This window comes from Yoonia sp. MH D7, from assembly GCF_054439475.1.
This window is the reverse complement of the sequence record NZ_JBTJCF010000001.1, coordinates 35371-57408: the sequence shown is the minus strand read 5'-3', so window position 1 is coordinate 57408 and position 22038 is coordinate 35371. Positions and strand designations below refer to the sequence as shown.

At 53.6% G+C, this 22038-nt stretch carries 24 protein-coding genes and 1 pseudogene; 11 read left to right on the top strand and 14 right to left on the bottom strand.

What is annotated here, in order from left to right; all coding sequences use genetic code 11:
- Positions 1-302 precede the first annotated feature (302 nt).
- Positions 303-1631: a FliI/YscN family ATPase gene (locus tag ACXLHR_RS00295; protein WP_458789569.1), complete on the bottom strand. Its 1329-nt coding sequence runs from the start codon at positions 1629-1631 to the stop codon at positions 303-305.
- Positions 1632-1715: 84 nt separating this feature from the next.
- Between ACXLHR_RS00295 and ACXLHR_RS00290 the strand changes: the two genes are divergently transcribed.
- Genes ACXLHR_RS00290 through ACXLHR_RS00250 form a run of 9 tightly spaced genes read left to right on the top strand, consistent with a single transcriptional unit; the run spans position 1716 to position 6264 of the window.
- Complete coding sequence (locus ACXLHR_RS00290) at positions 1716-2099, top strand: FlgB family protein (RefSeq protein WP_458789568.1); 384 nt, start codon at positions 1716-1718, stop codon at positions 2097-2099.
- 1 nt (position 2100) lies between these two features.
- The gene (gene flgC / locus ACXLHR_RS00285) at positions 2101-2493 is read left to right on the top strand and encodes a flagellar basal body rod protein FlgC (protein ID WP_458789567.1); all 393 of its coding nucleotides are present in this window, start codon (positions 2101-2103) and stop codon (positions 2491-2493) included.
- A gap of 12 nt (positions 2494-2505) precedes the next feature.
- Positions 2506-2787 carry a flagellar hook-basal body complex protein FliE gene (fliE, locus tag ACXLHR_RS00280; RefSeq protein ID WP_458789566.1) on the top strand — a complete coding sequence of 94 codons (282 nt, stop codon included), beginning with the start codon at positions 2506-2508 and terminating at the stop codon, positions 2785-2787.
- Positions 2787-3053, top strand: coding sequence for a flagellar biosynthetic protein FliQ (locus ACXLHR_RS00275; protein WP_458789565.1), 267 nt, complete (start codon positions 2787-2789; stop codon positions 3051-3053). Before fliE ends, ACXLHR_RS00275 begins: the two co-directional genes overlap by 1 nt.
- Before the next feature lie 3 nt (positions 3054-3056).
- A complete protein-coding gene (locus tag ACXLHR_RS00270) occupies positions 3057-3773 on the top strand; it encodes a flagellar hook-basal body complex protein (RefSeq protein WP_458789564.1) in 717 nt (238 codons plus the stop codon).
- Between the two features lie 18 nt (positions 3774-3791).
- Positions 3792-4577 (top strand): flagellar basal-body rod protein FlgG, encoded by a 786-nt coding sequence (flgG, locus tag ACXLHR_RS00265; protein ID WP_458789563.1) that lies wholly within the window; start codon positions 3792-3794, stop codon positions 4575-4577.
- Positions 4574-4990 (top strand): flagellar basal body P-ring formation chaperone FlgA, encoded by a 417-nt coding sequence (gene flgA / locus ACXLHR_RS00260; protein WP_458789562.1) that lies wholly within the window; start codon positions 4574-4576, stop codon positions 4988-4990. Before flgG ends, flgA begins: the two co-directional genes overlap by 4 nt.
- 9 nt (positions 4991-4999) lie before the next feature.
- Complete coding sequence (gene flgH / locus ACXLHR_RS00255; RefSeq protein WP_458789561.1) at positions 5000-5725, top strand: flagellar basal body L-ring protein FlgH; 726 nt, start codon at positions 5000-5002, stop codon at positions 5723-5725.
- 20 nt (positions 5726-5745) lie between these two features.
- On the top strand, positions 5746-6264 hold the full coding sequence (locus ACXLHR_RS00250; RefSeq protein WP_458789560.1) for a flagellar basal body-associated FliL family protein: 519 nt from the start codon (positions 5746-5748) through the stop codon (positions 6262-6264).
- On the opposite strand, the gene ACXLHR_RS00245 is transcribed toward ACXLHR_RS00250, so the two are convergent.
- From ACXLHR_RS00245 to flhA, 4 genes and pseudogenes are all read right to left on the bottom strand, one after another.
- Positions 6252-6647: a hypothetical protein gene (locus ACXLHR_RS00245; protein WP_458789559.1), complete on the bottom strand. Its 396-nt coding sequence runs from the start codon at positions 6645-6647 to the stop codon at positions 6252-6254. The genes ACXLHR_RS00250 and ACXLHR_RS00245 overlap by 13 nt on opposite strands.
- Positions 6644-7723 carry an EscU/YscU/HrcU family type III secretion system export apparatus switch protein gene (locus ACXLHR_RS00240; protein ID WP_458789558.1) on the bottom strand — a complete coding sequence of 360 codons (1080 nt, stop codon included), beginning with the start codon at positions 7721-7723 and terminating at the stop codon, positions 6644-6646. Before ACXLHR_RS00240 ends, ACXLHR_RS00245 begins: the two co-directional genes overlap by 4 nt.
- Entirely contained in the window at positions 7723-8502 is a 780-nt protein-coding gene (locus ACXLHR_RS00235; protein WP_458789557.1) for a flagellar biosynthetic protein FliR, read from the bottom strand. Before ACXLHR_RS00235 ends, ACXLHR_RS00240 begins: the two co-directional genes overlap by 1 nt.
- Positions 8499-10531: pseudogene (gene flhA / locus ACXLHR_RS00230) on the bottom strand (flagellar biosynthesis protein FlhA). The gene ACXLHR_RS00235 and the pseudogene flhA overlap by 4 nt, the downstream one beginning before the upstream one ends.
- 147 nt (positions 10532-10678) lie before the next feature.
- Between flhA and ACXLHR_RS00225 the strand changes: the two are divergent.
- Both ACXLHR_RS00225 and ACXLHR_RS00220 read left to right on the top strand, forming a co-directional pair.
- Positions 10679-10915: a hypothetical protein gene (locus tag ACXLHR_RS00225; RefSeq protein ID WP_458789556.1), complete on the top strand. Its 237-nt coding sequence runs from the start codon at positions 10679-10681 to the stop codon at positions 10913-10915.
- 40 nt (positions 10916-10955) lie between these two features.
- Entirely contained in the window at positions 10956-11192 is a 237-nt protein-coding gene (locus tag ACXLHR_RS00220) for an integrase core domain-containing protein (RefSeq protein WP_458792435.1), read from the top strand.
- Here the strand turns inward: ACXLHR_RS00220 and ACXLHR_RS00215 are convergent.
- The 9 genes from ACXLHR_RS00215 to ACXLHR_RS00175 form a co-directional block, all read right to left on the bottom strand.
- Positions 11106-12758, bottom strand: coding sequence for an MFS transporter (locus ACXLHR_RS00215; RefSeq protein WP_458789555.1), 1653 nt, complete (start codon positions 12756-12758; stop codon positions 11106-11108). The genes ACXLHR_RS00220 and ACXLHR_RS00215 overlap by 87 nt on opposite strands.
- A gap of 347 nt (positions 12759-13105) precedes the next feature.
- Positions 13106-14077 carry an ABC transporter ATP-binding protein gene (locus ACXLHR_RS00210; protein WP_458789554.1) on the bottom strand — a complete coding sequence of 324 codons (972 nt, stop codon included), beginning with the start codon at positions 14075-14077 and terminating at the stop codon, positions 13106-13108.
- Positions 14074-15051 carry an ABC transporter ATP-binding protein gene (locus ACXLHR_RS00205; protein WP_458789553.1) on the bottom strand — a complete coding sequence of 326 codons (978 nt, stop codon included), beginning with the start codon at positions 15049-15051 and terminating at the stop codon, positions 14074-14076. The genes ACXLHR_RS00210 and ACXLHR_RS00205 overlap by 4 nt, the downstream gene beginning before the upstream one ends.
- Before the next feature lie 3 nt (positions 15052-15054).
- Positions 15055-15954, bottom strand: coding sequence for an ABC transporter permease subunit (locus ACXLHR_RS00200; RefSeq protein WP_458789552.1), 900 nt, complete (start codon positions 15952-15954; stop codon positions 15055-15057).
- Between the two features lies 1 nt (position 15955).
- Positions 15956-16963 (bottom strand): ABC transporter permease subunit, encoded by a 1008-nt coding sequence (locus ACXLHR_RS00195; protein WP_458789551.1) that lies wholly within the window; start codon positions 16961-16963, stop codon positions 15956-15958.
- Entirely contained in the window at positions 16957-18066 is a 1110-nt protein-coding gene (locus ACXLHR_RS00190) for a M24 family metallopeptidase (protein WP_458789550.1), read from the bottom strand. Before ACXLHR_RS00190 ends, ACXLHR_RS00195 begins: the two co-directional genes overlap by 7 nt.
- A gap of 75 nt (positions 18067-18141) precedes the next feature.
- Positions 18142-19731, bottom strand: coding sequence for an ABC transporter substrate-binding protein (locus tag ACXLHR_RS00185; protein ID WP_458789549.1), 1590 nt, complete (start codon positions 19729-19731; stop codon positions 18142-18144).
- A 71-nt stretch (positions 19732-19802) separates the two neighbouring features.
- On the bottom strand, positions 19803-20453 hold the full coding sequence (locus ACXLHR_RS00180) for a helix-turn-helix domain-containing protein (RefSeq protein WP_458789548.1): 651 nt from the start codon (positions 20451-20453) through the stop codon (positions 19803-19805).
- A 325-nt stretch (positions 20454-20778) separates the two neighbouring features.
- Positions 20779-21987 (bottom strand): Bcr/CflA family efflux MFS transporter, encoded by a 1209-nt coding sequence (locus ACXLHR_RS00175; RefSeq protein ID WP_458789547.1) that lies wholly within the window; start codon positions 21985-21987, stop codon positions 20779-20781.
- Positions 21988-22038 lie beyond the last annotated feature (51 nt).

The window sequence follows — 22038 nt, the reverse complement described above, 5'->3', positions numbered from 1 at the left end:
CCTCCCCTTAACCTCTCGTTAACGTCTCGCGCAAAAATGTTAGCGTTAACAGCAGAAAACATCAATGATATTGCGCGCCCAATGCGTCGTCCAATCCCTACTCTCCCCCGCGCACTCGCCGCAGAGCCGATAATCTTTTGCGTATCTCCAAGTGTTGGTGAAAACCTTGCCCACTGCAAGAAAATATCCGCACCAGACATCGCCAATGCTCTGTCCCGCACAAAACCTTATCCACGGATAAGGTTTTCTCACCTCACTTTCATTGATGACAAATCCGGTATCAACGTGCCCGAGACAACAGCTTATTCAGGCGGCCGCTGGTTAGCGATTGCTTGGCGCAGCTTGGCGAAATGCGCTGTCGTCCCGCGAGAATCGCGCATTGCCAAAAACGCATCTAACGCTGGAAAACTCGCGATTGCTTTGTCGGTATCAGCATCACTCCCGGCGACATATAGTCCCGATTTCACCATCAATGACGCGCGATCATATTGCCCCAAAAGATGCCTGCCCTGCGCAATCAATCCGTTTTCCAGATCACTTGCTGCTTCCGGCAGTGATCTGGACACAGACCGCAGCAAATCAATCGCCGGAAAACGCCCACGCTCCGCAATTTCCCGATCCAGAACAATATGGCCATCCAAAACGCCACGCAGCATATCTGCTACCGGCTCATCCATATCCGAACCGGCCACCAATACACAGAACACGGCGGTGATATCCCCCGCATCACCAGCCCCCGGACCTGCACGTTCACAAAGCGCTGCAATCGCTGGCCCCGTAGACGCAGGGTAGCCACGCAGGTTTGCATTCTCCCCACCGGCCACAGCCAGTTCCCGATGGGCCTCACAAAATCGCGTGACCGAATCCACGAGCAATAGCACCTGCTGGCCCTGATCCCGAAAATACTCTGCAACGGCCATTGCACTAGATGCACAACGCCGCCGCACTTGCGGCGCCTGATCGGACGTTGCGGCAACAACGACAGTGCGAGACATGCCATCCACGCCCAGAATTTCCGTGACAAAATGTTGAAGCTCGCGCCCCCGCTCACCAACAAGCGCAACGACAATGACATCTGCCTGCACCGTTTGAGCAAGATTTCCCAATAAAGTTGACTTCCCGACACCCGAACCAGCGAAAAGACCGATTCTTTGCCCCCTCACAATTGGCAAAAACGTATTGAACACAGCGAGGCCGGTTTCCAAACGCTTTCCCAATTTTCGACGCGCGTGCGCTGGCGGCGCGGCCGTCTCTACGCGAACCCGGGTTAAGCCAGGCAATAATGCGCGACCATCTAAGGCATTTCCATTTGGATCGATCACTCGCCCAAGCCACGAGTCGTTGGGTGCAAAAAACTCGTCTCCATCGGTGCGAACCCTATCGCCAATGGAAACTCCCGTTGCACCTAACTCTATAAGAACAAACACCGAATTTCTGTTCAATTTTACAACTTGGCCGATTTGCGCACCTTGGGATGTTTGCACGACGACACGGCTCCCTAGACTCGTAGCGCCCGCCAAACCCGTGACTTCGACCGTACCGCCAGAAATCTCGACGACACGCCCCATCTCAAAAACAACGCTCTGGCGAGAGATGTGTTGTGCCGCGCATTCACTAATATTTTGAATCATTTTTGCCCTGACTTGGTTAACTACAACCTCTTCTTAAGGAATCACCCTTAATGCTTTGTTGAAGCCGATGAGGAAGACCCCGAAATGTACCAAAATATAAATATTTTTCAGACATCTGTTTCCATGGCGAAACATGCCGGCGCGCGGCAAGCCGTTATTGCGAGCAACATCGCAAATGCTGACACCCCTGGGTATCGCGCGCGCACAATTGAAAATTTCGCCACGACTTATAACGGCGGGCTTGAGACAGGTGTAAAAGCGACGCGTGCAGGGCACCTTGCTCAGGACACAAATGCAGCGACACAGCGCGCCATCACATATTCTACTGCCGAACCGGCCCCAAACGGAAATTCGGTTTCGATTGAAGAAGAACTGCTTAACGCTGTCTCTGTATCGCGAGAGCATGATCGGGCTTTAGCGATTTACCGGCACGGGCTTAACGTCATCCGCACAGCATTGGGACGTTAATATGTCAGATTTCAGCAATGCAATGACAGTCGCCACCAGCGGTATGAAAGCCCAGTCAGCCCGTTTGCGGCATGTCTCTGAAAACATCGCAAACAGCGACACCCCCGGTTACCGGCGCAAAACGATCTCCTTTAGCGAAATCGTCAAACAAGGCGACCAAAGTGGAGCCGTTAAAACAGGTCGCGTGCATCTGGATCAATCATCGCTTTCGGAAATTTACGACCCGTCAAACCCGCTTGCCGACGGCACCGGTCACTACAACGGATCAAACGTGAAACTTCTCGTCGAAGTCGCCGACGCCCGTGAAGCGCAACGCAGTTATGAAGCAAACCTCAAGATGTTCGATCAAATCAGGCAAATGTCGACTGCCCTGATGGATTTACTTAGAAAATAAAGGATAACTAGAATGGATATTCAAACCAACCTTGTCGCACAGAACTATGCGGCTGGAAAAATGGCGATTGCGCCGACAGAGGCCTCTGGAAACGGATTCCTGAATGTCGCCCAAGATTTTCTGTCAACGCTGCAAGCATCTGAAAAGACAGCAATGTCTGCAATGACATCAGGCGCTGATCCGCATGCGTTAGTGCAGGCATTGGCACAAACGGAACTGGCTGTTCAGACTGCGGTGACAGTGCGCGATAAGGTCGTCGAGGCCTATCAGGAAATTCTGCGTATGCCAGTCTAATGTCAGAATCCGAATTTTATGACGTGATGCGGCAAGGGCTTTGGATTGCTTTTGTCGTATCAATTCCGATTTTGACTGTCGCTTTGATTACGGGCCTCACGATCGGCCTGTTTCAGGCGCTGACGTCGGTGCAGGAAATGACACTCACATTCGTGCCAAAACTGGCATCAATTATCGGAATTTTCTGGATCACAATGGGCTTCATGTCCGAAACGCTTGTCGGGTTCTTTCAGAACACGCTTATTCCACTCATCGCTGGAGGGTAAACGATGGAAAATGCCACCTACGCTGGAATCACCCGCCAACACGGTCTGATGTCTGAAATGCGTACAATTGCCAACAATATTGCAAACGCGTCCACCACTGGGTTCAAGGCCGAAGAGGTCGTATTTTCAGAACACGTCAGCCGTCTTGGTGGCGACCACGCGTCACTTTCGATGGCGACAGCGAATGTCCGAAATACCGTCCTGTCACAAGGTGGTTTGGCCCAAACTGGTGGTCCGTTTGACCTTGCTATTGAGGGCGAAGGGTTTTTTCTTATCGACACGCCAAACGGTGAACGCCTCACGCGCGCGGGCGCTTTCACGCCCAGCGGAAATGGCGATTTGGTCACAATGGATGGCCATCCGGTTTTGGACGCGGGTGGTGCACCGGTTTTCATTCCGCAAGGAGCCGGCGCAATCGGGATTGCGCCCGACGGAACCATTAGCGCGGGCGGTAACCCGATAGGTCAAATCGGCCTCGTTGTCCCTACTGATCCACTTAAAATGATCCGTGAAGGTGGCACCATGTTTAACCCGCAAGGGGACTATGACGCCGCAATCGACGGTCGCATGATGCAAGGCTTCCTCGAAGAATCGAACGTCAATCCAATCACCCAAATCAGCCGCATGATTGAAGTGCAGCGCGCTTATGAACTTGGTCAAAGTTTTATGGAAAATGAAGACGAGCGTATTCGCGGCGTCATTCAGGCCGTCGGCCGTTAACCAACAGGAGAAATCTCTATGCGTGCTTTAAAAATCGCAGCGGCAGGTATGACTGCACAACAGATGCGGGTCGAGGTTATCGCGAACAACCTCGCGAACATGAACACGACCGGCTACAATCCCCGACGCGCCGAATTTGCGGATCTACACTACCAGCAACTCGCCCGTTCCGGCACGATAAACGCATCGGACGGGACGGTTTTACAAACAGGTGTTCAGCTAGGCCTCGGTGTTCGGGCCAGCTCGGTTTCCGTTATGTTAGGCCAAGGCTCGCTCGGCCAAACAGGTGGCGATCTGGATCTGGCAATTGAAGGGCAAGGTTATCTCGAAGTGACACTTCCCAATGGCTCTGCCGCGTTCACTCGTGACGGCGGCCTCAAACGAACTGGTGACGGGTTAATTGTGACATCTGACGGTTTCCCTGTCGTGCCTGACATCACTATCCCGAACGATGCACGCTCTATTTCGATCAACGCCGAAGGCGAAGTCTATGCATATTTCACCGACCGCGTGCAGCCCGAACTCTTGGGACAATTCACGCTTTCAGGCTTTACCAACCCCAAAGGGTTAGAGGCGATTGGTTCCAACCTTTTCCTTGAAACGCCGGCATCGGGACCGTCCGTGGTAGCAACGCCGGGTCAGGATGGTCTTGGCGTTTTGCGGCAAGGTTACTTAGAGGATAGCTCGGTCGATCCGGTGCGTGAAGTCACCGACCTGATCGAGGCCCAGCGCGGTTATGAGCTAAACTCAAAAGTCATCACCGCCGCCGATCAAATGCTCAGCTCTATGGTGCAAATCCGATGATCCGCATTATTTTCGTCCTCGTCTTTTTAGGCTCGACTGCGGTCGCCGACACGGTTGTTGCCGCGCGCACTATTCCGGCCCAAACAATCATTTCGCCCGAAGATATCGTCGTACGAGAAGGGACAATTGCAGGCGGCGAGGCTGATCCGCTTTTGTTTGTCGGCATGGAATCCCGCGTTGCCCTATATGCTGGTCGACCTATCAGAGCAGCGGACGTCGGTTTTCCAGCCGTGATAGAACGCAATCAAATCGTGCCTTTGATATTTCAAAACAGTGGCCTCAGGATTGCGACCGAAGGTCGGTCACTAGGGCGCGCAGGGCCCGGCGAAATCGTGCGAGTAATGAACCTTGAATCACGAACTACCGTAAGCGCGCGTATCGGCGCCGACGGTATTGCCTATGTATTTCAGTAAGGATTTCTCATGCGCTATATTGCATTGATTTCAAGCCTCTTTCTTTCCGCTTGCTCAAGCACACCGATAGGTCGGCCGCCGGAAATGACGCCGATCGAGGCAACCGCAGACCGCGCGGCAATGATCACATACGGTTTGCCCGACCGAGTTGAGACATCGGGCTTACCGATTTCGGCGTCATCTTCGCTTTGGACGCGTGGTCGCGCTTCATTGCTTGGCGATAGGCGGGCGATGCAGCGAGGTGACATTTTGACCGTCGTCATCGAAATTGACGACAAGGCTGAAATTTCAAACTCCAGCGATAGGGGGCGAACGGCCAGTCAATCGATGGCAGTACCACAGTTATTAGGCATCCCACAGCGCGCCGATGCTCGTTTGCCTGACGGAGCAAGCATGTCCACAGCGGTTGAACTCAATTCAAGCAGTTCTTCTGAAGGCAACGGATCAGTGCGGCGCAACGAAAAACTGACGCTACGTGTTGCTGCAACGATCATGGACGTCTTGCCAAATGGTGTCATGTCCATTGCAGGGCAACAGGAAGTGCGCGTCAACTTTGAGCTAAGGGAACTCTTGGTTAGCGGCTTTGTCCGCCCAGCAGATGTCACGCGACAAAACGAAATCACTTATGACAAGATAGCGTCTGCGCGAATTTCTTATGGTGGCCGCGGTCAAATAACTGACATGCAACAGCCGCGTTACGGACAGCAAGCGGTCGAAGCTATGCTTCCGTTCTAATAAAACAAAGGGTCACCACGATGAAGAAAATTCTATTACCTCTCGTATTACTGCTCGTCGGTGTCGGCGGGGGCGTCGGCGCAGGTTTGTTTCTCTTGCCTGATGAGGCTGGTCCGACCGAAACACTTGCGGCAAATCCATGTGGTGAAGCACCACAAGACGGTCACGCAAGGCCAGTAAGTGCAGCTGCGGTTGATAATCATGGTGACCCAATCGTGAATGAGTATGCCAAACTGAACAATCAATTCATCATCCCAATCGTAGATGACGGAGCCGTTAGCTCACTCGTTGTGATCGCATTAAGTGTCGAAGTCGGACCAGGTCAGAAAGAAGACGTATTCTTGGCGGAACCTAAATTACGCGATGCATTTCTTCAGGCAATGTTTGATCATGCAAACATCGGCGGATTTTCAGGAAACTTTACAAGCGCGCAAAATCTTCGCCCGTTACGCGAAGACCTTGTGCGGCGCGCAAAGTCGATTATTCCCGGTATCGCAAAAGACGTGTTGATCATGGATATAGTGCGTCAGGATGTATAATCGGCACGGCGGGCCGCGTCTTTCTTCGCGCCCGCCTTGCGTGCACGCTCCAACGCAGCGACGGCCTGATCCCGCCCAAACGCACGTCTTACCGCCTGAAGGCAGCGATCTTGTACGACTAAACAACGAGCCAATTCCGAGTTGATAAGCCGCCTGCGTTGCTCGACCCATATGAGCCACTGACTGTCTGCACCTGCGACCAGAGAGGTGTCAGCCAGACCAAGGGTGGCAACAGCCCGCGCATTTCGAGACAAATAAAGAGATTTCAGCGTCGCTCGCAACTCTGTTTCGCGGGCTTTAGCCACAGCCATTTCGCTCTGTGCGGCAAGCAAGGCGACCGAGGTCAAGCGCGACAGCTGTGCCAGATCCTTCTTCATTGTCATATGTGCCGCGCCTTTTCACGCATGCTTTCTGCAAACCGGATGGCGGCTGCAACCGCAGCGTAATCGTCCGGCGCAATCTCTGAACCGATATCAACGGTGGCATATAGTGATCTTGCCGTAGGAGGATCAGAGTGAATTGTAACACCATGCTGCATCGCAGTTTCACGAATACGCGCCGCGATCTCGTCCACACCTTTTGCAACACAAAGTGGCGCGCCGATACTGTTTCTATCCCATTTCAACGCAACTGCGTAATGTGTCGGGTTCACAATCACAACATCTGCTGTCGGCACATCCGCAAGCATTTTGTTCATGGCAAGCTCGATACCTTTCTGGCGCCTTTGTTGTTTAAACATGGGATCGCCCTCGGACTGCTTCATCTCGTCCATCATCTCTTTTCGCGACATCCGATGTTTGCGTTGATGCTCTGCAAACTGCCAAACGTAATCTATAATGCCGATGGTGGCTGAGACGGCCAAAACGATAAGCATCAGCCCGACTGTAAGTCGCCCCAACTCGACAACAATCATGCCTGGCGCGAGGTGCATTGTCGCAATAATCCTGTCCATCTGACCTGAAAGGTAGATCCCAAGAACGACACCATAAATCACGAGTTTGGCAAAACTTTTCACAAATTCAAAAAGGCCCTGCCGCCCAAATTTGTTTTTAAACCCCGATATTGGTGAAATCCGCGAAAGCTTTGGAACAATTTTATCCGGCGCAAAGATGATTGCGCGTCGCGCGATCAGACTGAGCAAAGCAAGCAAAGCGGGAATTACAAACCATGGCGCCATATTCATGGCAACCGAAGCCATGATTCCAATCAGAAGCGGGCCTGGGTTTCCCGAAAACATTGATAGGGCAATTGCGTCTGCTTGATCCAGAAGTGTTTTGAGCGCAGAACCCGTTGCAATCAGTGTCCCCCCCCCCAATGCAGCTACAGCAATAACCATTCCTCCATAACTTGCGGCGGTTGTCAGGTCATTGGACTTGGCTGTTTCACCCTTTTTACGGGCGTCATCCAATTTCTTTTGGCTGGCTTCAAATTGCTTGTCATCATCTGCTTCTTCGCTCATCAGCCTGCCTCAAATGGGGCGACAATAAATCCGCTTAGCGCCTCCATCCAGATCGACAACAAGACTGGCGACGCAATCAACATCAACAATAGCCCCCCTGCGGTAATTGCGGGTGCGCCAACAAATGAAACCATCAACTGTGGCATTGCCTTATTGATCACACCAAGCGTCACATTATAGATCAAAGATGCCACCACAAATGGTCCGGCAAGCGTGAATCCCAAAGCAAAGGTGCGCGATACCTCCTGCACACCAACAGTCATCATCAACTCTGGCTCTAGCAAAATACCAAACGGCAGCATGCGGTAGCTTTCAAGCATATAGGCGGCAAATTGAACGTGTAGTCCCAGTAATGTTGCAAGCGCCAGTCCACCAACCACCAAAATCCGACCCATCGCTGGTTGCGGATCGACGCCCGCGGTGCCGCCAAAAATTTGCGACAACGATGTCGATTGCGCAGCAACACTGCCAGCTATTTGCAATGCAAAAACAAAAAACCGCAAGCCAAGCCCAAAAAACAGTCCAGCAATAACTTCGGGTCCAAGCAACTGAAGATAGGCAAATAGACTGTCGGGCCGCATCCCAACCTCGATATCCATTGCGGGTGCAACAATCATCGTAAACGCGAAAGTAATCCCCAACCGAAGTCTTAACGGAACTGATTGTTCACCAAAAACGGGCAAAACTGCCATCATGGCGCCAATTCGGACAAAGACAGCCAGACCAAGCCATAATGTCGCTTGGGTCAATGGCACGATGCTTGCGAGGTCTGATATCATGCCGCCGGCACCAGCCCGACCAGCGCGGGCCTTGCGTCGATGCCGATTTCCTCAAACGATAACACGGGGTTCATGATGCCTTTGGCAGTCATAACGGTTCGTAAAAATCTACGCCGACGCATGGACGTGACAACGGCAGCGTATGTGCCAGCACTTGCCGCCTGCCCAAGTTTGGCGGCGATTCCGTCAGCAAGTTCGTTAAACCTATCAGGGGGAAGTGCGACATCGCCGCCACCCCGATCAGATCGAATTTCATAAGTAGAGAATGTATCTTCCCACTCCGGCGCAAGTTGTACCAAAGGAATTGTTCCATCAGCACGACGCATTTCAGCAACAAGTTGAAAACCCAAACGCTGGCGAACGTGCTCGGTAATGCCGTCCACGTTTTGATGTAACTGGCGACCTTCAGCGGTTGCCTCTAAAATCAACGCCATATTACGCACGGAAACGCGTTCTTCCAGAAGTAACCTCAAAACAGCTAACAAGACATCAACTGGCACTTTGTCCGGAATCAATTCATCCAGCAGTTTTCGATTTGCTTCTGCCCGATCAGGGTCCGACAGGTTTGTCATCTCGTCTAGCCTGCGACGCAACGCTTTATGGGTCATCAATCTGGGGAAATTTCGTTTCACCACTTCTAAAAGATGTGTTGCAAGGACTTCTGCTGGTTGCACTGTCGTGAGACCTGCAATTGCCGCAGATTCTTGAGCAGATGAAGGAATCCGACGCGCTGGCGCGCCATAAACAGGCTCGTTTACGTTGTCACCGGGCAAGTCTAGCGTTGAATCGTCACTCAGCAGGACCAGAATTCGTTCTGGCATCAAACGATCCCGTACTTGCTCTACCCCATGGACCCGCACGACATAATGCCCCGGCGGCAATGTGGCGTTATCGGTGAGACGTATTCGGGCAACAAAACCCCAAAAGCGATTGCAACATGGTTGCGCATATTTGCAACCCTAGCGTCCAATCCGGTGCCTGGATCAAGCACCATTTCCACCAGATCCGGTGCAAATTCAACATGAATATCATCCAGATCCAGCATATCACCCATTGACGTTTTTACGGGCTGGGCAGCCTTGGGTGCGTTCTCTATGGCTGTCGCGGCGGCGTCTCGCTTGGTCGCATTACTCGCCGCATACGCGCAACCACCCAGCGTTAACGCGCCCAACATGAAGGGTAGAAACGGAAGGCCGGGCACTAAGGCAAAAAGACCCATTAAAATCGCGACGGTTGATAACGCGGCTGGATGTCTGCCGAGTTGAGCAACAAGCGCCAGGTCCGTAGCGCCGGTTGCACCGCCACGCGCCAATAACAAAGCAGATGCAATTGAAATGATGACCGCGGGAATTTGGGAAACAAGCCCATCCCCGACGGTTAAAACCGCATAGGTTTCAAATGCTTGGCCAATTGGCATGCCATGCATCGTCACCCCGATTATCAAGCCCATAATCAAATTTAGGGCCGTAATCAGCAATCCTGCAATTGCATCACCTTTTACAAATTTTGATGCACCATCCAGCGAGCCGAAAAACGTTGTTTCCGCTTGTTCGGTTTCGCGCCGGCGTTTTGCTTCGGCATGGTCAATTGCCCCTGCGGACATATCCGCATCAATCGCCAATTGCTTTCCAGGCATAGCATCTAGCGCAAATCGTGCACCGACCTCTGCCATGCGCGTGGCACCTTTGTTGATCACAACAAAGTTTACGATCAACAAGACACAAAATACCACCAAGCCAAGCAAAACATTGCCGCCCATGACAAACATTGCGAAACCTTCGATGACGTCACCAGCCGCACCTGTGCCTGTATGTCCGTCACCAATAATTAACTTTGTCGATGAAACATTAAGCGACAGCCTTAACATCAACGAGGCCAAAAGGACCGTTGGAAAGGCCGAGAAATCTAACGGCCGCTCAATAAATAGTGTCACCGTGAACATCAAAATTGCCAAAGCAAAAGACGCGGCGAGGCCGATATCCAAAACCCACGATGGAACAGGTAAAATCATCATGACGATGATCGCCATCAGCGCCAGAGCAAGCAGGATCGTTGGCTGAAAAATTTGTCCGAAGGCGTTTTTTGTCAAAGTGAAATGCCATTTAGGCCAATGCCATTTGCATTTCGGATAACTTGTCGCCTTACCGACGCCCAAAATTGGATCTTAAAAACTCGAATGCCAAACATGATTCCGCGCCTTCTGCTGCGATTTGTTTACACTTTAGTTTCCAAGTCTTTAAAAAGTGTAAGCAACAAAATTTGCACGGACACGGACGCCACCATCGAAGCAGAAAGAGAGGTGCTGATAGTCACGGTCAAACGCAGGCTCAGTTCAATGGATGTGCTCGATGCTTTGACCACCTCTTCATTATCTGCGGCCTGTCTGCGTTCAAAAGATCGGCCAATGGCGTGAAATTTATCGCGTAGAGGGATAGGGGGTCCCTCTCGACAGAATTGCCCTGCAATTCGCCTGCCGGACAACAGTCGGGGCTAAAGCTGCGCTCATCGCCCCGGGTTCACCGTGGGAAAACGGCTATTGTGGAAGCTTCAGTTCCAGACTTGGAGATGAACTGCTCAACGGCGAGGTATTCTGTACGTTCCGCTCAGATAATATCCGCCTCCTTCGCTATCTTGACGGACAGGTCATCTCGTTGCGGGACGGTCTGGCGTTCAATCATGCGGTGAACTAAAGGGGCGCCCTCTCCGCGATGCAGAGCCCTCAGACGTTCCCCAAGGGCTGTGTCCGCGTTTGTGCGTCGTTCATTGTGACGCACATATTCGCCCCATGTAGGGACGTGATAGCTCTCGCTCCAATGCTCGGGATTATGGAGGTCGCGCAACAGGGCCCATCGCTGCGCCCCGTCGCGGATACGCACCCGTCTGCGCTGGCTCATCACCGTCAAAAATTCAGGAACATCAGATTGGGCGATTTCATAATCGACCATGACGAGCACCGGGCCGCTTCGGTATTTTAAATCAAAGTTGGTTGGTGGCTCTTTGAACCTGTTTGAGGGGTCAAGATCAAGACCAGCAAACTCTGGTAACGGCAGCCGGAGCCCGATCAACGCACCAATAACGAGCAGACCTGCGGCAATCATTAAGGCGGTATCTGCGCCAGCAGTTTGTGCAATCGAGCCCCAAATCAGACTGCCCATTGCCATGCCGCCAAATGCACCGGTTTGATAAAGTGCGAGCGCGCGCCCAACCACCCAACGCGGCGTCGAAAGCTGGATAGTTACGTTGAACATTGATAAGGCCAGCACCCAGCACCCACCTGACACCATCAGGGCAATGCCCGAAATTGCGACTTGTGTGCTGAGGGCAAGCGTCAAACATGACGCGGCAAAAAGCGTGAAGGCGCCCCTGGCGATAATCTCGTTGTTAAACCTGCTTCGCAGGCCTGCGTTCATGAGCGCACCACCGACCGCCCCCAGTCCAAAGCAGCCGAGCATAATCCCATAGACAAAAGCGGTTGAATTAAGGGTTTCGCGAACGACAACTGGCAACAGCGCCAACAGGACGATGGCGCACAGGCCAAACCAGAAACCGCGCAGGATGACCCGCAGCAGGTTTGGCGACATCGCAACGTATCGCAGGCCCGCCGAGAACGCAGAGCCAAAAGGTTCGCGTGGCAAATGGGTGTCCAGCGGTGGCGATTTCCAACGTAATAAGACAAAAATAATCGCGATATAACTTACCGTGTTAACCGCAAACGCCGCTGCAGCACCCGCAATTGCCACGATTGCACCACCTGCCGCGGGGCCGATACTACGCATCAGGTTAAATCCCATGCTGTTCAGCGATACTGCCGAGGGCAATTCCTCGCGTGATACAATATCGCCCATCGTCGCCTGCCATGACGGGTTATGTAGGGCAGTGCCGCAACCAATAAGGAACGTAAACGCCAGCAATAGCCACGGCGAAAGCCAGCCTGTGAATGCCATGATTGTCAGGACTACGGACACCACAAACATAAACACCTGTGCGATCAGCATCACCCGCCGCCGGTCAAAATTGTCCGCAAACACACCCGCCAAAAGCGAGAAAATCATAATAGGCAGAGCAACAGACCCTTGCACCAATGCGACCATATTTTGCGAATCCGACAGTGATGTCATCAACCATGCCGCACCAACCGCTTGCACCAAGCCGCCAAAGTTCGACACCAAAGCGGCGATCCAAAGCGATCGAAATGTTTGATTTTTGAATAATTTGAGTGGTGAGATATGGTCTGACACGTGGCACCCGACTGACATTGCTTCCGTCGTTGGTAAGACTTTTCCGCCTTACCTGTCGAGGTTTGTTTTTAAAAGGGAGCTCAATTTGCCAATAATGTGAGACCAAGATTGACCGGTGCAGCAGTGGATAGATTTACATGCCCCTCGGCCGAGCATCCCGATCTGTGTTTCCCACTTTTGCTGCACGCCCGCCTTGGTTTGCTGACGATCTGAAAATGCGTGCGCCGTCGGATTTGATGCGTTGTAGGGCGATCGAGGCGTGAAAACGCGGTTGATACGCTATCGGTATGTTTGGCGACCCCGCGTTAGGTTTCTTTTGTTTCCCTTTACGAAAGGTCGCCGCAGTCATTACTGCTCGACACACCTTATGACGGGGTGCCACCGTTTTCGGGGAAAAAGCATGCGGCAGAATGGGTGTCAGGTGCTAGATCGGGACGCATTTTGCGGCATTTATCCTGCACTTTCCAACAGCGCGGTGCAAACGGGCAGCCGTCAGGAATAGCCAGCGGCGAGGGCAATTCGCCTTCCAGCTTGATCCGCTCTTTCTTTTTACGTGGATCCGCCTGCGGCGTCGCAGATAACAATGCCTTGGTATATGGGTGGAACGGCGCACTGAAAATTGCATCGCGACTACCGCGCTCGACTGCACGGCCCAGATACATCACAATCACCTCGTCAGCGACATGGCGGACGACGCTTAGGTCGTGCGAAATAAACAAATAGGCCAGTTGCAGCCGCTCTTGCAGGTCAAGCAGCAGGTTCAACACCGAACTCTGGATCGACAGGTCTAGCGCCGACACAGGTTCGTCCAGCACCAGTACTTTGGGGTCCAGCATCAGCGCGCGGGCGATGGCGATCCGTTGGCGTTGCCCGCCCGAAAACATATGTGGGTAGCGCTCGAAATGCTCGGGCCGCAACCCGACCAACCCCAACATCTCGCGGGCTTTCGCCGTGCGCTCGCCGCTGCTCATATCGGGGCGATTGATCTTTAGCGGTTCTTCCAGAATGGTCCCGACCCGTTGGCGCGGATTCAGCGATCCGTAAGGGTCCTGGAAAACGATCTGCACCGATTTGCGCAATGACGCCCAGTCCTCCGGCACAACCGGTTTCCCATCCAAGGTGATCGACCCTGCTGTCGGTTCTTCGATCATCGTGACCAATCGCGCCAGCGTGGATTTTCCGCAGCCGCTTTCGCCCACAACGGCAAGGGTTTTGCCGGGATAGAGGTTGAAATCCACCCCCGCGACGGCCTTGAGCGTGCGCGCCTTGCGGAACAATCCGCCGCTGACGGCATAATGTCGCTCGAGTGCTGTTGCTGTCATTACTGGATCTGTCATGACGCAGCCCTCTTATTCATATTGAGCGGATAAAAGCACCGCGCCTCATCGGTGTCGCCGCGCAATGGCGGCGGGGCTTCAGCCTTGCATCTGGCATCAGCAAACTGGCAACGCGGCGAGAACAGGCATCCGGCAGGACGGTCAAATTGGCCCGGCACAACACCGGGGATCGTGGGCAAGCGGCGCTCTGTTGCGCGTTCCGGCAGGGCGTCCAATAGCGCAGAGGTATAGGGGTGATGTGGTGTCTCGAACAACGGCACAACCGGCTGTTCTTCGATCTTTTGTCCCGCATATTGCACGCTGACACGTTCGGCGGTTTCGGCCACAACGCCCATGTCGTGCGTGATCAGCACAAGGCCCATGCCAGTCTCATCGCGCAAGGATGCCAACAGGTCAAGAATTTGCGCCTGAATAGTCACATCAAGCGCAGTCGTGGGTTCGTCCGCAATCAACAACTTGGGCTTGCAGGCAATCGCCATGGCGATCATCACGCGCTGGTTCATGCCGCCTGACATCTGGTGCGGAAACGCTGACAGCCGTTTTTCCGGGTCGGGGATACCGACCTGTTCAAACAACTCGATTGCGCGCGCGTGCCGTTCGCGCCGCCCCATACCCAGTTGCACACGCAGCGCCTCGCGAATTTGCCAGCCCACGGTAAAGCATGGGTTGAGCGACGACATTGGCTCTTGAAAGATCATTGCCAGATCGTTGCCGATAATCTTGCGGCGGGCTTGCGGGCTGATTGTCAGCAGGTCATGCCCGTCAAACATCAACTCGTCGGCAGTCACCGTGGCAGTCCATGGCAAGAGGCCCATCAAGGCGAGCATCGATACGGATTTGCCAGAGCCACTTTCGCCCACAATTGCCAGAATTTCGCCGTTGTTCACGTCTTGATCAACACTATCCACGGCACGGAATTTGCCGGACGCGGTGGCGAAATCAACACTTAGGTTTCGGATGCGTAATAGGGTCATGAACTAGCTCCGCTTCAGTTTCGGATCAAGCGCGTCGCGCAGCCCGTCACCCATCAGGTTAATCGCCAGCACTGTTACCAGAATGGCAATACCGGGGAATGTAACGACCCACCAAGCACGCAGGATGAATTCGCGGGCTTCGGCCAGCATTGTGCCCCATTCAGGTGTCGGCGGCTGCGCGCCCATGCCAAGAAACCCAAGAGCCGCCGCGTCCAAAATCGCGGTCGAAAACGACAGGGCAGCCTGCACGATAATCGGCGCCAGACAGTTGGGCAGCACGGTGACAAACATCAAACGGATAACGCCAGACCCCGCCACGCGGGCAGAGGTGACATAGTCTTTCTGACGCTCGGATAGCACGCTGGCGCGGGTCAAGCGCACGTAATGTGGTTGCAACACAATCGCGATGGCGATCATCGCGTTGGTCAATGACGGGCCTAAAATCGCGACCAGGACCAGCGCGAGCAATAGCGATGGAAACGCCAGCACAATATCCATGATCCGCATGATGATGCTATCAAGCCAACGTGGTGCAAAGCCCGCGATCAGACCGATAATAATCCCGCCTGTCGCCGCAATGCTGACCACAACCACGCCAACAAAGAACGAATAGCGCGCGCCAACAATCAACCGTGACAGCATATCGCGGCCCAGCGGATCGGTGCCTAGAATATGGGTCCACGACCCGCCCTCTTGCCAAACCGGCGGCTGCAACGTGGCACTGCGGAACTGCGTCGTCGCATCATGTGGTGCAACCCAAGGGCCGAAAAATGCAAGGAAAGTGAAAATTGCAAAGATCCACAATCCGATTACCGCACCGCGGTTTTCGCGGAAATAAAACCAGAACTCACTTAGGCGACCGGGCCGCGCGTGAATGTCAGGTGTTTGGTCAATATCGGTCATTCTAACGCTTCCTGATCTTGGGGTTGATGACACCGTAAAGCATATCAACGGTAAGGTTCACGACCATCACCATCACGGCAATCAAGAGCAAGCCGCCTTGCACAACGGGGTAATCGCGGCGGAAAATACTGTCGACCATCCATTTGCCAATGCCTGGCCAGCTGAAAATAGTCTCGGTCAGGATCGCGCCAGCCAGCAATGTGCCAACCGACAGGCCAATCACTGTAATAACAGGGATCAGCGCATTGCGCAGCGCGTGCACGCCATTGATGCGAGTGGGCGACATGCCTTTGGCGCGGGCGGTACGGATGTAATCCTCGCCCAAAACCTCTAGCATCGCAGAACGGGTCTGACGCGCGATCACCGCCAAGGGAATCGTGCCAAGTACAATCGTTGGCAAAATCAGATGCCGGACAGCCGAGATAAATGCACCCTTTTGCCCCGAGGCAATACTGTCGATGAGCATGAAGCCAGTCGCATTTGGGAAATAGTAAATCAGGTCAATGCGACCCGACACTGGTGTCCATTGCAGGTTGCCTGAGAAAACGATGATCAGCAAAAGCGCCCACCAGAAAATTGGCATCGAATACCCGATCAGGGCCGTCGACATCAACGCGCGATCTGCGAATTTGCCACGGTTGACGGCCGCGATCACGCCAGCAGGCAAACCTAGCACCACCGCAAAAATCATCGCACAAATCGACAGCTCAAGCGTCGCAGGGAATAGGGCGAAAAACTCGTCCCAAACAGGGCGCTTAGTGACAAACGACGTGCCAAGGTCGCCTTGCAGCACCCCTGTGAGATAATCCCAAAACTGCACATAAATCGGCCGGTCATAGCCAAACTGCGCGGTCAGCTCGGCGTAGCGTTCTGGTGATACACCGCGTTCGCCGGCCATGACTTGAATAGGATCACCGGGCAGTGCGCGGATAAAACTAAACGAAATTAACGTAACCCCGACGAATGTCGGGATGAAGGTCAGCAAGCGGCTTAGGACATAATTCAGCATGAGAGGATCATAAGCTCCTTAGGGAAATGGGTCAGTGTCTCGTACCCATTTTCTGTAACTAACACATCGTCTTCGATTCGCACGCCGAAATTACCTATTTCATATAGGCCCGGCTCGTTGGTGTAGACGGTGCCAGCGGGCAGCGGCATGTGATTGCCGCGCACGATATACGGGGCCTCATGCACATCGCGGCCCAATCCGTGCCCGGTTTTGGTGCGAATGCGGTCGGCAAAGGGCGAGGCCTCTAGCACCGACGTCACAACATCATCAATCTTATGGGCGGTCACACCGGCACGGGTCACGGCCAAGCCTGCCATATTGGCGGCGAGCACGGTCTTGTAAACTGCGCGACCTTCGTCTGTCACATGGCCCAGAAAAACCGTGCGGGTAATATCAGCGGCAAAGCCGTTCTTTCGCGCGCCGAAATCAACCAGCAACGCATCGCCTGCTTTGACATGATAGTCTGGTCGCGCATGGGCATGGGGCATCGCAGAGGCATCACCCGCCACGACAATCGGCGAGAAAGCCAAGCCGTCCGCGCCCTCGTCAAATAGCGTCTTGATCAGCATTTGCTCGATCTGCGTTTCAGTTTGGCCGAGTTTGACGCTGGCTAACGTGCGGTGCAACGCGCGTTCGGAAATATCTATGGCCTCTTGCATCGCGGCAATATCGGCGCCGGTCTTGATCATGCGCAGGCCGGAAATTTCGCGTTCTGCGTCGGTAATTTTCAGCGACGGTTGGGCCGCCAACAAGGCGTGGTGCACAAATACGCGCATGACCTGACCCTCGACGCCCAACGAGGCAATGCCTAAATGATCCATCAGCGCCGCAAAGGCATCGGCATACCCGGTCTGATCGCGCCAGTCGAAAACAGCACCGTCAAAACCGACTGTATCCCAACTGCCCAATTCAAGGTTCGGCACCAGTGCCGCCGCAGGGCCATCCGCAGGCACAACCAGCAGAAACGGACGCTCGTGGCTCATGAAATTATGTTCAATGGCACGGGTGAAATTCGGACCGGGCACCAGTGCTACGGCATCAATACCCAAATCAACGGCCACACGGGCATAGTCGGACAGACGATCATTTAATGACTTTGACACGGGCATCGGCTCCATTCGGATTTCAAAACAGGTGAGGGCGGCGCATGACACGCCGCCCTCGAATTTACCAGCCGCTTATTGCGACAGGCCAACCTGATTGAAGATATGGCCACCCAGCGGGTGAACAACATAGCCTTCAACTTCCGGACGCATGGTCATGTAAACGACCGAATGTGCAATCGTTGCCCAAGGCGCCTGATCCTTGAAGATTGCCTGCGCTTCTTCGTAAAGTGCAGTACGCTCAGCTTGCGTTGGCAGAACCTTGGCTTGCTGGATCAGCGCGTCGAACTCTTCGTTACACCATTGCGCACGGTTGGCAGCACCAACCGAATCACAGCCCAAAAGAACTGCAAGGAAGTTATCGGGATCACCGTTGTCACCTGTCCAACCAAGCAGCACGGCACCGTCACGATCCAGCTCGCTAGAACGGGACAGATACTCGCCCCACTCGTAGGATACGATCTCGACTGTGACGCCAACCTTAGAGAAATCTTCCTGCATCAATTCGGCCATACGGCGTGCGTTGGGGTTGTATGGACGCTGCACAGGCATTGCCCAGATTTTCAACGTCAGATCGGTAACGCCTTCAGCCTCAAGCGCGGCTTTTGCGGCTTCCGGATCGTAAGCGTCGTCAACGGTGTTTTCATCGTAAGACCACATTGTTGGCGGGATCGGGTTCTTGGCGATTTCGCCAGAGCCTTGGAAAACCACGTCAATGATCGCCTGTTTGTCGATTGCCATGTTCAGTGCTTTACGCACGTTGGCGTTGTCGAAAGGTGCGACTTGGGTGTTATACGCAAGGTAGCCGACATTCAGGCCTTCCTGCTCCATGACGACAACGTCTTCGGCGTCTTTCATCGCCTGAACATCTGCCGGGCTTGGATATGCCATTACATGACATTCACCAGCCTGCACCTTCTGATAGCGCACAGAAGCATCGGGCGTGATCGCAAAGATCAGGCTCTCGACCTTGGCTGCATCACCCCAATAGTTGTCGTTACGCAGATAGCGAATGACCGCGTCTTTTTGGTAGGCTTGGAACGTGAACGGACCAGTGCCGATTGGCGCTTGGTTCAACATTTCAGGTGTGCCGGCTTCCATCATCGCGTCAGCATATTCCTTGGACACGATAGACGCAAAATCCATCGCCATGTTGGCAATGATCGGTGCTTCTGGACGAGTCAGGTTGAACACAACGGTGTAATCGTCAACCTTTTCAATGCTCTCGATCAGCTCTGGCATCGACATGCTGCCATAATATTCATAGGTGCCGCCGGAAACCTCAAAGTAAGGGTTCTCGGAATTGCCCTGACGATCAAAGCTGAAAATTACGTCGTCCGCGTTGAAATCGCGTGTCGGCGTAAACTGTTCATTTGAGTGAAAGCTGACGCCTTGACGTAGATTGAACGTCACGGTCATGCCGTCCTCGGACACGTCCCAGCTTTCTGCGAGACCTGGAATAGTCTCTGTTGTGCCGGTTTTGAACTCGGACAAACGGTTGTAAACCGGGTGGCTTGATGCGTCAAATGTGGTTCCTGACGTATAAAGCGCAGGGTCAAACCCTTCAGGCGAACCTTCCGAGCAATAAACCAGCGATTGCGCCTGAGCTGCAACGCCGAGCGTGCTAAGTAGCATGCCGGTGGTCATGATTTTTTTGATAGACATAATCAGTTCTCTCCTTGTGAACGTGTGTTAATCTGCAACGGTTAATCGTGCGCCGTTGCAGTGAACGGGTATCAGCGCCGAAGTGGCAGCATTTCATTTGATTCAGCAATAGAGGCGGCACCTGCCAACGCAATATCGCCCGATTTATCGTAGTGCATGCGGCCAACCCATAAGATACGCGCAGGTGCTGCCGTCTTGTTGGACCAGCAATGCGGGGTCGTGCCTAAATAGTGTAGACTATCGCCCGGACCCATCAGGTATTCACGTTCGCCAACGACCTGTGAAATTTCACCCTCTAGAATATAGATGATCTCTTCACCGACATGATGCACCACCTCGGACGCGTAACCAGAAGGCACGTTAATCACAAACGACGTCAACTCGTGACCCGCATGCTCCGCACCGATCTGCTCGTATTGTATCGAAGAGCCGGTGACCGCAAACTTGGGACGTGCGCCACCACGGGTCAAACTATCCACGGCGCGGGCAGTGTGAATAAAGTAGCCGGCATCAACATCCAAGGCTTCGGCGATCTGGCTTAACGTGCCTAGAGTGGGTATCGCATTTCCGCGCTCGACCTGACTAAGGTAGCCCACCGAAACGCTAGAAGTCGTCGACAATTGCTGAAGCGTCATCGACAAACGATGGCGCAGCTTGCGCATACGGACACCCAGCCCGTCAGCCGTTTCCGGCGCAATCGTGTGCGTGACGTTTTCTGACACTTAAGCCCCCCAAGGACATGCTTGTGCAGCCCTACGCGCAAGCTTGGCTTGATCGCAGCCTTGGGTCAACAATAATAATTATTCTCACGGCGTAGAATTGTTCTGGCACGAGCACAGCGAACCAACACAATCCGACCCACGACAAGCAACGCTTCAAAAATAATATACCTGCTTCGGACACGGAGCGGAGGGGATGAACGAAGGAAGCCCAGCTGGGCCGCAGGACGGCGGGCAAACTGCCCTCACCAACCCGCGAGATGGGCGCATGTGCTCACAGATTTAACCTCAAGGCCCCTGCAACACTGGAGGGCGCTTGGGGCACAGGTCAGTCGACGGGGCGGGATACGTTATCAGTCACGAAGGTGCGATTTCTAACGGTCAGCCACAAGATTACACAGATTGTACCTATCACGACCAGTAGAACGCCGTAGTTCCGAATGAGTTCGTGCGAATTATACGTCACGATTTGAATTCCAACGGCCCCCATGAGGGTTCCACTGAACTGAATTAGGGCGGCCGCAGACCCAGTGTCATGCTCCTGTTGGTCAAGCAACAAATTGGCCCCCGGAACGCGCACAACGATCACCGCAATTGTTGTTGTCGCGGCGACAGCGGCGAAAATGAAGGGCGATATGTCCGCGAATGACAGCATTGCGACACCACCCAGAACGATGACCCCGAAGCACCCAAGAATAACAGTTTGCACCGCAATTACCCGAGAAAGTCGCAAGTATAATACAGGTCCAATCATCGCGCAGGCCGCGTTGAAAGCGAACATAAAGCTGAACATCTGTTCCGACATACCGAACCCGTCGACATAGACGTAGGCCGCAATCCCGATGAAGGACAGAAGGCACATCGGCGCTGCGGAAAAGACAACCAATAGGTAAGCGAACTTTGGGTTGACCAACACCACCCCCAGCCGATTCCATGATTTGAGGAACGACCCTGTTGATTTTTTTTCAAGTGTCTCGCGGTATTGCGTGACAAGCACAGTCACGAAACCGCCGAACACAGCCAAGGCCACAAACATCATGTGCCAGGATGCTATTTTGAGCAGAAACGCCCCCAAGATCGGCGCAACCATGGGTGCGATAAGCACCAGTGACATGACGGTTGCCATAACACGCTCGCGTTCACGACCATCGAAAAGATCCTTCACAATAGATGTTCCGACAACCGTGATGCCCCCGCCAGCGAACCCTTGCGGAATTCTGGCGGAGATAAGCGTTTCGACATTGAAAGACGCCGCGCAAAGCAAGCTGGCGGTGACGTAAATCCCAAGGGCGGCAAATAGGATCGGTTTACGGCCCGCTCGTTCACTGAGTGGCCCCCAAAACAACATACCGATGGCAAAGGCGATCAAGTAGGCTCCAAGGGTAAGGTTGATCAAGCTGCGATTGGTCGAAAATGTCTCGGTCATTTGGGGCAAAGCAGGTAGGTAAAGGTCCATCGTCAACGGCGGAAATGCCCCGAGGACAATCAATAGAAAGAGCATGCCTTTCTTACCAAGGTTGGGCTGTTCAACGTTCATCGTCTATGTCCTGTCGTGCTGGCCGGATATTGTGCCAGATATCTAAAATTC

Bases quoted from the DNA above. Each gene is read 5' to 3' on its own strand.
- ACXLHR_RS00295 (WP_458789569.1), bottom strand. From the start codon at position 1,631: ATGATTCAAAATATTAGTGAATGCGCGGCACAACACATCTCTCGCCAG.
- ACXLHR_RS00290 (WP_458789568.1), top strand. From the start codon at position 1,716: ATGTACCAAAATATAAATATTTTTCAGACATCTGTTTCCATGGCGAAA.
- flgC (WP_458789567.1), top strand. From the start codon at position 2,101: ATGTCAGATTTCAGCAATGCAATGACAGTCGCCACCAGCGGTATGAAA.
- fliE (WP_458789566.1), top strand. From the start codon at position 2,506: ATGGATATTCAAACCAACCTTGTCGCACAGAACTATGCGGCTGGAAAA.
- ACXLHR_RS00275 (WP_458789565.1), top strand. From the start codon at position 2,787: ATGTCAGAATCCGAATTTTATGACGTGATGCGGCAAGGGCTTTGGATT.
- ACXLHR_RS00270 (WP_458789564.1), top strand. From the start codon at position 3,057: ATGGAAAATGCCACCTACGCTGGAATCACCCGCCAACACGGTCTGATG.
- flgG (WP_458789563.1), top strand. From the start codon at position 3,792: ATGCGTGCTTTAAAAATCGCAGCGGCAGGTATGACTGCACAACAGATG.
- flgA (WP_458789562.1), top strand. From the start codon at position 4,574: ATGATCCGCATTATTTTCGTCCTCGTCTTTTTAGGCTCGACTGCGGTC.
- flgH (WP_458789561.1), top strand. From the start codon at position 5,000: ATGCGCTATATTGCATTGATTTCAAGCCTCTTTCTTTCCGCTTGCTCA.
- ACXLHR_RS00250 (WP_458789560.1), top strand. From the start codon at position 5,746: ATGAAGAAAATTCTATTACCTCTCGTATTACTGCTCGTCGGTGTCGGC.
- ACXLHR_RS00245 (WP_458789559.1), bottom strand. From the start codon at position 6,647: ATGACAATGAAGAAGGATCTGGCACAGCTGTCGCGCTTGACCTCGGTC.
- ACXLHR_RS00240 (WP_458789558.1), bottom strand. From the start codon at position 7,723: ATGAGCGAAGAAGCAGATGATGACAAGCAATTTGAAGCCAGCCAAAAG.
- ACXLHR_RS00235 (WP_458789557.1), bottom strand. From the start codon at position 8,502: ATGATATCAGACCTCGCAAGCATCGTGCCATTGACCCAAGCGACATTA.
- ACXLHR_RS00225 (WP_458789556.1), top strand. From the start codon at position 10,679: ATGCCAAACATGATTCCGCGCCTTCTGCTGCGATTTGTTTACACTTTA.
- ACXLHR_RS00215 (WP_458789555.1), bottom strand. From the start codon at position 12,758: ATGTCAGTCGGGTGCCACGTGTCAGACCATATCTCACCACTCAAATTA.
- ACXLHR_RS00210 (WP_458789554.1), bottom strand. From the start codon at position 14,077: ATGACAGATCCAGTAATGACAGCAACAGCACTCGAGCGACATTATGCC.
- ACXLHR_RS00205 (WP_458789553.1), bottom strand. From the start codon at position 15,051: ATGACCCTATTACGCATCCGAAACCTAAGTGTTGATTTCGCCACCGCG.
- ACXLHR_RS00200 (WP_458789552.1), bottom strand. From the start codon at position 15,954: ATGACCGATATTGACCAAACACCTGACATTCACGCGCGGCCCGGTCGC.
- ACXLHR_RS00195 (WP_458789551.1), bottom strand. From the start codon at position 16,963: ATGCTGAATTATGTCCTAAGCCGCTTGCTGACCTTCATCCCGACATTC.
- ACXLHR_RS00185 (WP_458789549.1), bottom strand. From the start codon at position 19,731: ATGTCTATCAAAAAAATCATGACCACCGGCATGCTACTTAGCACGCTC.
- ACXLHR_RS00175 (WP_458789547.1), bottom strand. From the start codon at position 21,987: ATGAACGTTGAACAGCCCAACCTTGGTAAGAAAGGCATGCTCTTTCTA.